Raw genomic sequence first — 12,610 nt, 5'->3', positions numbered from 1 at the left:
AGTCATTAAACTCTTAGAAACATTGATATTTCGGCGTTTCTGAGAGTTTTTTTATTTTCAACATAAAGAAAAAAAGATTGAAGAAAATTGTCCAAAATGGACTTTTTCTTCAATCTGAAGTGGCTAAACCGCTTTTTTGTTTAATAATCCAAGGCATCAGAATGACCAGCACCATTGCCGACAAAGTAGCCTGTCTTACAATTTATAGAGAACAAGTAGGTCCCATCTGGTTTAAACATATTATAGTAGCCATTGCCGTTGATAATATTAACTTTTTCCAAGATATATTGATTGCCTGTTATATACCCACGCTGTTGCGAGATAGTCACAATATTTTCAAGAATACCTGGATTGAAATTCCATGCTTCATTGTTTACATCATCAATCATTGCTTGATTATAAGGAACACGACTGCGGTCACGTTGCAAGACGACACCTGCTGGCACGGCAATACCAAAGTCGGTTGTTGAGCCTGAAACCGTTGTTGAAGCGACTTCTGTTGTCGCTGGTACACCAGTAGATACAGTTTCATCAGCTCCTTGGTTGCTTGTGACTGCAGCCTCACTTGCTACCGTAGCTGAAGCGACTTCCTGTTGTGAACGACCAAAATTCACGACCGATGCTAATAGACTGTCAACCGCACTAATCCCTGTCGTTGTCGCAGAAAGAGATTCTCCTGATTTAACCGTCGCCGTTGTATCAATTTCACCATTAACAACGACTTCTTTATCAAACTGACCATTAATGGCCTGAATGGCTGCAATAGCTTTTTCAAGATGATCATACTGTTCTTTAGCTTTGGTATAACTGTCCGAATTCTTATTCAATTTTTCCAACAGCACTTTCAGTTCTGCTAATTTACCAAACTCTGAATTTTTTAGCTTGGTCAAACTACTATCCGTAAAGAAACTATTATAGAGCTGTTCAAAAGCGGTCACATTCGCATCTGTCGAACTTGATGCTGTCGATGACGTCTGGCTTGTACTTGTTGAACTTGAAGAAGTCGCAGTATTCGATTTGTTAACCGAATTCATCCAAACCAGCGCCGTCGCCATTACACCAATCATTGAAAGCCCTACTGCTGACCAGAAGTAAAATTTCTTTTTCTGGTCCCTATCTGCGCCCTCACTATGGTCCAAGTCTTCGGCTTCATCTTCTTCCAATTCTAAACTAGAATCATCTGCCACTGAAGATAACCCCTCCATTGCTACAGTACTTGCAATCACTGTTTCTTCCAAGGTTTCCATCGGAGTTACCGAAAGTTCTTCTACAATAGGAGCAATCTCCTCACTAACTTCCGTAAGAGAAGACTCATTTGCTTCTACCTCTTCCGCGCTTTCATGTCCTTGATTTTTTTCCTCATCAGCTACCTCAACTAAAGGAAGATGATTGATTTTGGTTTCAAATTTTTGAGATTCAATTTCTGCGCGGTGTTGCTTGATATAACGATCCAAGAGACCATCATCTTCTGTCACACCCGCTTCAATTTCCTTATGTTTTTTGACCGCTTCTTCGATTGTTAAATCTTTCGCCACTTCAAAATCTAAAACTTTCTCCTCATCCAAAGGAAGATGATGACTATTTTTTTCTCCCACGATGTCCTCCTATCCTTGCACTTCTTGCACTTGACGTTTCACTCGTTGACCAAAAAATTGATAAAGATCCACTTTTAGGGTACCATTATACAGTTTGCGTTTCTTATCCGCTTGCTGTCCAAAACGGGTTTCAAACAACTCATCACTAGTTAGAATAAACTTAGACCATGTTTTGAGTGGTTCAAAAGTCTGCCCCATTTCTCGATACAGGGTAACAATGGCTTCATCATCCAACAAACGTTCTCCGTAAGGTGGATTAGAAATAATGACACCATTAATTTTATCTGTACGCAAGTCTTGTACACGCATTTGCTTGAAAACAATATCCTGCTCAACTCCTGCCGCAAATGCATTCTTCTTCGCAATTTCAATCATACGAGCATCAATATCTGATCCAGTAATATCTAATACCAAATCTGCCTTGATAGAAGCTTGTGCTTCTTTGCGTAATGCAGCCACCAATTGATCCTCAACCCACGGCCATTCCTCAAATGCAAAACTTCTCTTCAAACCTGGGGCTATATTTTTGGCCAACATAGCTGCCTCAATACAGAAAGTTCCCGAGCCGCAAGTAGGGTCAATCAGCGGTTTATCTGGATACCAATTCGATAATTGCAAAATAGCAGCTGCCATATTTTCTTTGATTGGGGCGCCACCTTTTTCCACCCGATAACCACGTTTGAACAAACTAGAACCTGTCGTATCAATCATGACTGTCGCCACATCTTTCAAAATCGACACTTCAATTTTAAACTCTGCCCCCATCTCTTGCAAGGGAACCCCTTCGGGACGAGAGAAGTGTTTCTGCAGTTTCTTAACAACTGCTTTCTTAGAAATAGCCTGCACACTTGGTTCATTATGCAATTTCGATTTGACACATTTGGCCTTGGAAATAGGGAACTTGCAGCCTAGAGGCAAGTAATTTTCCCAGTCCAAGTTAAAAACTCCTTGGAACAACTCTTCAAAAGTCTTTGCTGGAAATTGTCCAACAATGATTTTAATTCTATCTGCTGAACGCAGCCAGATATTGGTTTCGATAATGGATTTTACATCTCCTTGGAATCGAACACGGCCATTTTCCACTTGACATTCATAGCCAAGATTACGAATTTCTCGACCCACAACCGCTTCCAGACCAGCTGCTGCCGTTGCAATCAATTCAAATTGTTTTTTCATTTTTTTCCTCTACAATAAAAGCTAGCAGAGCTAGCTACCTATTTTATGCAATTTTCTGTAAGCCATGTTTTGTTCCGGTGGTACTAGGTTCTACCGCCTTCGATAATCATCTGTCTACTGTCTAAACAGTCAGGATTTCTGTTCATTTCCATCCATCCCATGCCCCGACCAAAGTTTGGGTTGCTAGCTTGAGGGGTTTACCGCGTTCCATTTTTTACGTTTCCATAAAAACTTCGTCACTGTGGCACTTTCAGATCTACTCTGGCATATCAAAAGACTTAGCCATTTTAACCGCCGTAACGCCTAAGGGCGTCCCTAGGCTTATTGATTCGCCTAGCACAAACACTACTGGCATCTCAGCCAGTGCTAGCATGGACTTTCCTCATGGTAGAAAACTACCACGCGATTATCCAAAAATTGCACCTTAATTATCTTAAAAGTTGTATCTACAAAGCAAGCCACTTTAAATCAAGGAATATCTCTGACACAAATACAGAATATGTTTGTGCACAAGAAAATAACTGCGAATAAAGTGTCAGTTTAGGTGTACAATTTTCTATTCTTGATCCTGAACGATTTGTTTTCCAAATACTTCTTTCTCCAGACGATTCAGACGGCGGAGAATATCAAAGTTTGTCGCTGAAGATGGACGTTCTGTACGCAATACGTCGTTTGATTCTTCAGTAGGAAGAGTTGTTTTGGGAGAATTTGCTGCCTGCGCTTTCAATCGAGCAATTTCGCCTTTTAATTCCTTGATAATCGCTTCATAAGCATCGTAGTCTTTCATAATATCATCAAGAAAATCGTTCACTTCATCTTGATCATAGCCACGAAAACCAATTTTAAAATCTTGCTCAAAAATATCTTTTGTCGTAAATTTAATACTTGCCATCTCTCTCTCCCTAATCTAAAACGTCACTACTCCTATTATATTAAAAAAAATAGGGAAAAATCAAGTCAAATCACTCAGAATTTGAAAAATTTTCAGCCTCCTCATTCAATTCTTCAAAGGTAAGCGTTTTTCTATTATATCCTTCTTTCTTTAAGACCATGTGATATAAATATTTCAAATTGGTTTCATTTTCAGAATCGTAAAACAAATAACAACCTGTCGTATTATCCAGTAGAAACTGGTTATAGTCTCTAAATTGCCCTGGGTTTTCATAGCGTGGATAGGCATACTTTACAAAATCAACCTGCTTAAACCGTGCTAACTTTGCTTGGTTAGCCTCATTCCACTGTTCGCCATGATTTTCAAATGGAAATATTGTTGCAATACTCAGTTGGTACCCCTCGGCTCGTAAATCTTCTAAGACTTCTAAGGCCCAGTATTCAAAGCCCAATTGACCTGTCAGTATAAACCAACTGACACCCTCTTCTAAAAAACGAATAAAATTCCTACGAATTGCAGATTTAATAATGTGCAGTCGAGGATCTTTTTCTGAAAAAATTCCCAGATCTGTATGTCTATAACCTGTTACCAAAAGGCTCTTAGTATCCATTTCTTGTACTCTTTTCGCTAATTATGGTATAATATGCTGATATTATTTTATCAAGAAGGAGTTCTATGGTCAATTATCCTCATAAGGTGTCAAAAAAAATCAATAGAACCAGTCCTATTTCATCCCAGCGAGTAAACTTTGCTAATCGCGGAATGTCTTTTGAGGCCGCTATCAACGATAGCAATCAATATTACCTTGCGCACGATATTGCTGTCATTCACAAGAAGCCAACTCCCGTGCAAATTGTAAAAGTTGATTACCCCAAACGGAGCCGTGCTAAGATTGTCGAGGCATACTTTCGACAGGCATCTACCACAGACTACTCTGGTGTTTTTAAAAGACATTATATTGATTTTGAAGCGAAAGAGACACGCCAAAAAGCATCCATGCCCATGAAAAATTTTCATGCGCATCAGATCGAACACATGAAACAGGTTGTAAAACAAGGTGGCATTTGTTTTGTCCTTCTTCACTTTTCAACATTAAAAGAAACCTATCTCTTGCCAGCCACTCATTTGATCGAATTTTATCAAGTAGACATGGGTAGTAAGTCGATGCCTCTAACCTTTATTCGACAATACGGCTTTGAGATTCAAATGGGGCGTTTCCCCAGCATCCCATATCTGGAAATCGTTGAAAAAAATCTATTAGGTGGTGAATCTTTTGAAAACTACAACAATTAAAAAAGCTCTTCTAATCACTGCAAATATTTTACTTGCGGGGGCTATCATTACCTGCCTGGCCGGAGCTGCATTGGTTGTTTACTACATCCAAAGCGCTCCAGAATTGACAGAAGAATCTTTGACAGCAACTGTATCAAGTAAAATTTACGATAAGAACGGAAATCTTATTGCAGATTTAGGAGCAGAAAAACGTTCGAGTGCTAAGACTGAGGAAATTCCAACAGACTTGGTAAATGCGATTGTCGCAATCGAAGACCAACGCTTCTTCAATCATAGAGGGGTTGACGTGATTCGTATTGCAGGTTCCCTGATTAATAACTTGAGCGGAGGACGTTTGCAGGGGGGGTCGACACTTGACCAGCAGTTTATCAAGCTGACTTATTTCTCGACATCCGTAGAAGATCAAAATCTAAAACGGAAAATTCAAGAGGCTTGGCTGGCTACTCAATTGGAACGTCGCAATACCAAACAAGAGATTTTGACCTACTACATCAACAAGGTGTATATGTCAAATGGTAATTACGGTATGAAGACTGCTGCTCTTGCTTTTTATGGAAAAGAGTTAAAAGATTTGACTCTTCCTCAATTAGCTCTTTTAGCAGGAATGCCTCAAGCGCCAAACCAATATGATCCTTATACCAATCCAGAAGATGCAAAAACACGTCGCGATTTGGTATTGGCTGAGATGCTGGAAGAAAAGTACATTGATAATACCCAGTATGAACAAGCTGTTCTAACACCTGTAACAGATGGTTTGCAACCACTATCTAATGCAGCTGCTTATCCTGCTTATATGGACAACTATCTGAAACAAGTCGTTGAAGAAGTTGAAGCAAAAACAGGTTACAACTTGCTGACAACAGGGATGGATGTCTATACGAACGTCGATCCTGCCGCCCAGCAACAACTTTGGAATATCTACAATACAGATATGTATGTCAGCTATCCAGATGATTTATTACAGGTAGCTTCAACGGTTGTGGATGTTTCTAATGGTAAAGTCGTTGCGCAATTAGGTGGTCGTAAACAAGAAACAAACGTCTCATTTGGTACCAACCAAGCCGTTGAAACCGACCGCGACTTCGGTTCTACAATGAAGCCAATCACAGACTATGCTCCTGCTTTTGAAAACGGCATTTATACATCTACAGCAGATTTAATCTTAGACGGTCCTTATAATTATCCTGGCACAACAACTCCTGTCAATAACTGGGATAAACAATACTATGGTAATATCTCTGTTAAGACTGCTATTCAGTATTCTCGAAATGTTACAGCCGTTAAAGCATTGGAAACTACAGGTTTAGAAAATGCCTTGAAATTTTTGAATAGCGTTGGTATCGATTACCCAGATATTCATTACTCTAATGCTATTTCAAGTAATACATCCGACACTGGTAGCCAGTATGGGGCAAGTAGTGAAAAGATGGCTGCTGCTTACGCCGCTTTTGCCAATGGCGGCACATACTACGCTCCGCAGTATGTCAATAAAATTGTCTTTAGTGACGGAACAGTAACAGAATACGCTCCTCAAGGGACTCAAGTCATGTCTGCCGAAACAGCCTACATGATGACCGATATGATGAAGGCTGTTATGTCTTACGGTTATGGATTAAACGCTTCTGTTAGTGGAGTTCCTATGGCAGGTAAAACAGGTACATCAAACTATACCGATAGCGAAACGGATACTATTCTAGCTTCAATTCCAGAAGCAAATTATAGCTACATGGTCGTTCCTGATGAAAACTTTGTTGGATATTCTAGTCAGTATGCAATGGCTGTTTGGACCGGATATACCAATCGTATGACTCCTATCCTTGATAACAGCATGCGAATTGCAACAGATGTCTACCACAATATGATGCTCTTTATGCATTCGGACTATACAGCTACCGATTGGGAGATGCCAAGCGGACTCGTACGTTACGGTTCCAACTACTATCTCAGAGGTAGTCGCTCACTCTCCAATGCTTATAACACGTACACTAGCTCCAGTACAAGTTCTTCTAGTTCGACTGAAACTAGTGAAACAACCGAAGCGACGACAACATCAAGCGAAACATCATCTGGAACTTCAACCGAGACTGCAACTTCTTCAACTGAAACTGCAACAACAGGAAACAATCCTGCGACGGGACAGACAGATGGTCAATAAGAAAATTCCCAGACTCTTCTGGGTTTTTCTTTTGCTTAAATTATGATAAGATAAGATTATGAAACCTGAAGTATTTTATAAAACCTTGGCAGACCAAGGTATTCAATTAACTGACCAACAAAAACATCAATTTCATCGCTATTTCCAACTATTGGTGGAATGGAATGAGAAAATCAATCTGACAGCTATTACTGAAGAAAGCGAAGTCTATCTGAAGCATTTCTACGATTCTATCGCTCCAATCCTGCAAGGCCATATTCAGAACGAACCTCTTCGGCTTTTAGATATTGGAGCTGGAGCTGGATTTCCTAGCCTACCTATGAAGATTATCTTTCCGCAACTAAATGTTACCATCATTGATTCTCTTAATAAACGGATTAACTTTTTACATTTGCTTGCCGAAGAACTAGAGCTCGAAGGTGTTCATTTCTATCATGGTCGTGCAGAAGACTTTGCACAAGATAAGAACTTCCGTGCACAATTTGACCTTGTCACAGCACGCGCAGTTGCCCGCATGCAGATTCTTTCTGAATTGACTATCCCTTATTTGAAGCTCAACGGAAAATTAATCGCACTCAAGGCGTCCAGCGCAGAAGATGAATTGACCCAAGCAAAAAACGCACTCAATCTCCTCTTTGCAAAAGTCATCGAAAACCACGACTATACTCTTCCAAATGGCGACCCTCGAACATTGACCATCGTCGAAAAGAAAAAGGAAACTCCAAATAAGTTTCCACGCAAAGCTGGTATGCCAAATAAAAGACCCCTTTAAACATAAGAAAAGCGAGTTTCACTAAGAAACCCGCTCTTTTATTATCCAATTTTTGTAATATTGGTTGCTTGAAGACCACGTTGGCCTTGCTCCACTTCAAATGTCACTTTTTGACCATCTTCCAAAGATTTAAAACCATTAGACTGAATTTCAGAAAAGTGTGCAAATACATCTGGACCGTTTTCTTGAGCAATAAAACCAAATCCCTTTTCTGCATTAAACCATTTAACTGTACCTTGTACCATTTGTGTTACCTCTTTTTATTTATTTGTAAAACTTATCAAGAGGAAAAACAAAAGATGAAACTGATACTTAAACTCTAAACTTATTTACATTCCCTACTGTAACAGTATATTTCCTATATGTCAACGATAAAGGGTTAATCGGTCCAATAAACTCAATAATCATCGCCACGGATTATAGAATCGACCCTGATTAACAAAAAACAGATAGATTGTCACGACTACTAGAGCAAGAATAAATAGCAAGACAGCGTAATCTATTCTCTGTAGAGGCTGTTGGGTATACCATGTTCTTTTTTTATTCTTTCCAAAACGCCGCAATTCCATAGCCGTTGAAATCGTATCAATCCTCTCCAAGGAGCTGAAAATCAGAGGAATGACAAGGGATAGATTCCCTTTTATACGCTCCATCAATTTTCCTTTCCTAGACAATTCCAAACCACGCGCTTCTTGAGACATTCGAATCGTATAAAACTCTTCTTGAATATCTGGAATATACCTCATGGTCAAACTGACTGCGTAAGCAACTTTGTAGGATACCCCAATTTGATTCAAGCTGGAAGCAAACTGGCTAGGATGAGTGGTCATGAGAAAGATAATCGCTAAAGGAACTGTACAAAAATACTTCAAGAGAAGATTTACCAGATAAAATGCTTGCTGACTCGTCAAGGAATAAACTCCCAGACCTGATAGCAAGGGAGTATCTGCTCCGTAAAGTTCCACTCCATACCGTGGTGCAAACAAGTGAACCATCAGGGCATTCATTGCAGCAAAAATGATCGTCAGAATTAAAACAAGAGAGATTTCTTTATAACGAATCCCTGACATTTTGAACAAGGCTAGAGAAAATACTGCGATAAAAAGAATCAAGCGGGTATCGTAAGTAATCATAGCAAGAATGGAAACTATGAGAAAAAAGAGTAATTTACTGACAGCCGATAAACTATGAATAAAGCCAGTTCCTGGATGGTAACCAATTAGTTTTTGTTGACTCATCTTCCTCTCCTTTCTTCCTGCATATAAAACGTCGTTAATTCTAAGGGATTAACTCCCAACCTCTCCGCCAAGTGAAAAATTGATGTTTCTTTTAAATTGGCTCGCTCAATCACCGTATCATCAGATAAAATTTCTGCTGGACTGGCATCTTCAATAATCTGCCCATCCACCACAACAACAGCTCTATCTGAATAATCTAGCATGAGTTGCATGTCATGGGTAATCATGACAATGGTGTGCCCTTGAGCATTTAATTGGTCCAAAAACTCCATCATTTCCCGATAATGCCGTTGATCTTGTCCTGCTGTTGGCTCATCTAGCAAAATAATTTCTGGATTGAGAACCAAGATAGATGCTATCGTTACCCGTTTTTTCTGCCCATACGAAAGTGCCGAAATCGGCCAATTACGAAACGGATACAGGCCACATACCTTCAAAATATGGTGAACTCGGTGTTCGATTTCTTCTTCTGTCACCCCTCGCATGCGCAAACCAAGGGCAACCTCATCAAAAATCATCGTTTGGCTAATCATTTGGTTGGGATTCTGAAGAACATAACCAATCCGTTCTGCTCGCTCTTTAACAGAATCTTCTTTGATTGACTGTCCCTTCCAGAGAATCTCACCCTCACCCTGAATAAAACCACAAAGCACCTTGGCTAAAGTAGATTTCCCAGCACCATTTTTTCCAACAATAGCTAGACGTTCCCCCTTATGAATCGTCAGTTGAATGTCTGTAAGAACTTGTTTGTTAGGATAGGAAAAATGAAGATGCTCGACTTCTAACAAAGCCTCTTTCTCTCCATTTTCAAAGTGTAGGGTTGGTAGGGATGCTATATTCAAAGCCTCAATATCAATTTCCCAAACTGAGGAGAGGTGTTCTGACTGCGCAATCGGATATCCTAAGGCGCGAAGAGTCGATAGATATAAGGGTTCTCGGATGCCGTTTTCCTGTAACAATGAGGTACGTAATAAATCATCAGGTCCTCCATTGAACAAAATCCGACCGTCATTAATCAATACAACTCGGTCCACCTGACGATACAGTACGTCCTCTAAACGGTGTTCGATAATAATGGTTGTGGTCCCTTCTTGCTTGTGCAGACGGTCAATCAAATCAATCGTATCTTGGCCCGATTTGGGATCTAAATTAGCAAGTGGCTCATCAAACAACAAAATAGGACTCTCATCAATAAGAACTCCGCCCAGACTGACACGTTGCTTTTGACCTCCAGATAAATCTTGTGGTCGATGTGCCAGCAAATCGGCCAAAGACAGTCTTTCTGCCCAATCTCCTACTTTTTGCTTCATCACCACCTGGCTTTCCATGTCGTTTTCCAAGGCAAAAGCTAGGTCCTCGGCAACTGATAAGCCAATGAATTGACCATCTGTATCTTGAAGAACCGTTGATACGAGCAAGGACTTATCATAAACCGAAAGATTAAAAGCTTCCTGACCATCCAATAGTAAACTTCCGCTATGTTCTCCCTTGTAAATATTGGGAATAATACCATTAAGACATTGTCCAATCGTCGACTTTCCTGAACCAGATGGGCCAATAATCAGAACTTTCTCTCCCTGATAAATCGTTAACTGAATATCTTTTAAAGTGGGTTCCTGTTGCGCTTGGTATTTAAATGTAAAATCTTTAAATTCAATGATTTTTTTCATAGGACTATTATAGCACTTTTAGTTTCATTATAGATAATCATAATGTATCATACCTTATCAAACCTTATCATTTCAAGGTTTATCAAACATTTATCATTTCTTCAATATTATCATACATCATCATGTTTTATCACCCTTTATCACTTTCTTGGTTAGTTTTTGGTACATAAAACATATCCAATTTTTCCCTCACATCATTTTGCATCTTTTCTGTGACATGAGTATAAATTCCTAATGTTGTTTTCTCATCCGCATGACCTACCCTGTCCATAATGACCTTTAATGGGATATTCAATTCTGCTAATAAACTAATATGAGAGTGTCTCAGTACGTGACTAGTCAACTTAAAATTCTCAGATTTTTCAATTCCAGCTTTTTTAAAATGCCTTTGAATATATAGATTAAAAACATCTTGACGAATTGGCTTGTCACGAAACAGAAATACAAAACCATTATTCTTTTGGAAATAAAGAAATCGCAAAATTTCGTCAACTCTAGATGGATAAGACACATTTCTATACGACTGCACTGTTTTCGGACTAGACAAATAATGTTCTCCACCTTTGCGTATCCTCAAAGTATATTTAACCTCTAGCACAGACTCTTCAAAATAAACTTCTTCCCACTGTAAAGCTAGTGCTTCTCCCAACCTTAAACCAGTCAAATACATAAATTCAACTAATAGATTAAAGACAATATGTTCTCCATGCTGGGTTAAATATTCTATAAACACTGCCATCTGTTCTCTATCTAAATACTTTTCTTGTTTAGCTTTAAGAGTTTCTATATCTTTTCTATTCTTGGGCAAAACCACTTGACTCATTGGATTTTCTTCCAAATAACCTGTTTTGACAGAATAATCAAAGAATAGTGAGATGATTGTTTTTACTAGCCTTCTGTACGAATTAGACCATTCAAAGCTTAACAAATAGCGTTGCAAATGAATTTTTGAAATTTTATCAATTTTTTCTTTTCCAAATTGTCGAAAAAACTGCTTTAAAATAAATTCTTGTTGTGTATATGTACTTTCTTTTACTTCTAATTGACGAATTTTTAAAAAGTCCTCCTTAACTTCATTAACCGTATACTCTTTTTGAACAAACGATGTTACATTCAGTCTTTCTTCTATTTTCATTGCTAGAAGTCTTTTAGCTTCCGCCTGCATCACTCGACTTTTACTACTCATAGTCACAGAGACTTGCTTCCACTGACCTTCAACATCGTCATAATATTTCTCATAATAGCGATATTTACCACTATTCAATTCCTTAAAAAACATTTTCTCCTACTTTCCAGCAGGTATCACTAATACCTCTATTATATCATTTCCTCTTATTCTCTATAAATAATAAAAAACTATAGAATCCTCGTACATTTATCAAAAGACTTCCTGCACTAGTAAGCTCTACAGTTCTAAACTGTCGATATTTACGCATTACTTTTAGACGTCTGGATAATGTAGCTGTTGACATCGGAAAATAATATGCAATCAAATCTTTCTTAGTCACAAATTTATCAGGATATTTATTGTATTCTATTACTTCCACATTTTCTCCTTTCTATTTCCGAACAAATTCTTTTCCAGGAATGGACACGTCGGAGCGTTTTTCCGAACTATTTCTTCTCCTGGAATCGGCACGTCGGAATGTTTTTCCGAACATTTTTACACGTGAGACCAAATAAAAAAGCAAACCACTTAGTGACCTGCTTCTAAGTTAAAATGAAATTGGCTAGATTCTAAATCTCACCGATAATATCATAAACTTTATCAAAATTATCACGTTTGACAGGATAAAACTCGCCTTCAACACCCTTAATG

12 protein-coding genes and 1 other RNA gene are annotated in these 12,610 nt (G+C 38.7%); 3 read left to right on the top strand and 10 right to left on the bottom strand.

The genetic code is table 11. The annotated features are described in order from the left end of the window. Positions 1-140: 140 nt before the first annotated feature. The 5 genes from K5Q34_RS10375 to K5Q34_RS10355 form a co-directional block, all read right to left on the bottom strand. The gene (locus K5Q34_RS10375) at positions 141-1,595 is read right to left on the bottom strand and encodes a cell division site-positioning protein MapZ family protein (protein ID WP_105212086.1); all 1,455 of its coding nucleotides are present in this window, start codon (positions 1,593-1,595) and stop codon (positions 141-143) included. 9 nt (positions 1,596-1,604) lie between these two features. After that, complete coding sequence (locus K5Q34_RS10370) at positions 1,605-2,771, bottom strand: class I SAM-dependent RNA methyltransferase (protein ID WP_024406403.1); 1,167 nt, start codon at positions 2,769-2,771, stop codon at positions 1,605-1,607. Positions 2,772-2,824: 53 nt separating this feature from the next. Continuing rightward, positions 2,825-3,189, bottom strand: an RNA gene (gene rnpB, locus K5Q34_RS10365) — RNase P RNA component class B. A 138-nt stretch (positions 3,190-3,327) separates the two neighbouring features. Beyond that, entirely contained in the window at positions 3,328-3,663 is a 336-nt protein-coding gene (gene gpsB, locus K5Q34_RS10360; RefSeq protein ID WP_004194167.1) for a cell division regulator GpsB, read from the bottom strand. Between the two features lie 70 nt (positions 3,664-3,733). Then, positions 3,734-4,273 carry a DUF1273 domain-containing protein gene (locus tag K5Q34_RS10355; protein WP_024406404.1) on the bottom strand — a complete coding sequence of 180 codons (540 nt, stop codon included), beginning with the start codon at positions 4,271-4,273 and terminating at the stop codon, positions 3,734-3,736. 65 nt (positions 4,274-4,338) lie between these two features. Between K5Q34_RS10355 and recU the strand changes: the two genes are divergently transcribed. From recU to rsmG, 3 genes are read left to right on the top strand one after another with little or no spacing between them, the layout of a single operon-like run. Further along, positions 4,339-4,956, top strand: coding sequence for a Holliday junction resolvase RecU (recU, locus tag K5Q34_RS10350; protein ID WP_004194173.1), 618 nt, complete (start codon positions 4,339-4,341; stop codon positions 4,954-4,956). Next, positions 4,937-7,111, top strand: a complete 2,175-nt coding sequence (pbp1a, locus tag K5Q34_RS10345; RefSeq protein WP_253214118.1) for a penicillin-binding protein PBP1A — start codon at positions 4,937-4,939, stop codon at positions 7,109-7,111. The genes recU and pbp1a overlap by 20 nt, the downstream gene beginning before the upstream one ends. A 58-nt stretch (positions 7,112-7,169) precedes the next feature. Further along, a complete protein-coding gene (gene rsmG, locus K5Q34_RS10340) occupies positions 7,170-7,883 on the top strand; it encodes a 16S rRNA (guanine(527)-N(7))-methyltransferase RsmG (protein ID WP_029172042.1) in 714 nt (237 codons plus the stop codon). A 41-nt stretch (positions 7,884-7,924) separates the two neighbouring features. On the opposite strand, the gene K5Q34_RS10335 is transcribed toward rsmG, so the two are convergent. The 5 genes from K5Q34_RS10335 to K5Q34_RS10315 form a co-directional block, all read right to left on the bottom strand. Then, positions 7,925-8,128: a cold-shock protein gene (locus K5Q34_RS10335; protein ID WP_004195223.1), complete on the bottom strand. Its 204-nt coding sequence runs from the start codon at positions 8,126-8,128 to the stop codon at positions 7,925-7,927. A gap of 159 nt (positions 8,129-8,287) precedes the next feature. Further along, the gene (locus K5Q34_RS10330; RefSeq protein WP_024406407.1) at positions 8,288-9,121 is read right to left on the bottom strand and encodes an energy-coupling factor transporter transmembrane protein EcfT; all 834 of its coding nucleotides are present in this window, start codon (positions 9,119-9,121) and stop codon (positions 8,288-8,290) included. Continuing rightward, positions 9,118-10,791: an ABC transporter ATP-binding protein gene (locus K5Q34_RS10325; protein ID WP_221864966.1), complete on the bottom strand. Its 1,674-nt coding sequence runs from the start codon at positions 10,789-10,791 to the stop codon at positions 9,118-9,120. Before K5Q34_RS10325 ends, K5Q34_RS10330 begins: the two co-directional genes overlap by 4 nt. 130 nt (positions 10,792-10,921) lie before the next feature. Next, positions 10,922-12,070, bottom strand: a complete 1,149-nt coding sequence (locus tag K5Q34_RS10320; protein ID WP_221864965.1) for a site-specific integrase — start codon at positions 12,068-12,070, stop codon at positions 10,922-10,924. 43 nt (positions 12,071-12,113) lie between these two features. After that, positions 12,114-12,338: a hypothetical protein gene (locus tag K5Q34_RS10315; RefSeq protein ID WP_253214117.1), complete on the bottom strand. Its 225-nt coding sequence runs from the start codon at positions 12,336-12,338 to the stop codon at positions 12,114-12,116. Between the last annotated feature and the right edge of the window lie 272 nt (positions 12,339-12,610).

Source organism: Streptococcus sp. 2018110 (assembly GCF_019754115.1).
Taxonomy (GTDB): Bacteria; Bacillota; Bacilli; order Lactobacillales; family Streptococcaceae; genus Streptococcus; species Streptococcus hashimotonensis.
The sequence above is the reverse complement of the archived record's forward strand: the minus strand, read 5'-3'. Positions and strand labels throughout refer to the sequence as shown.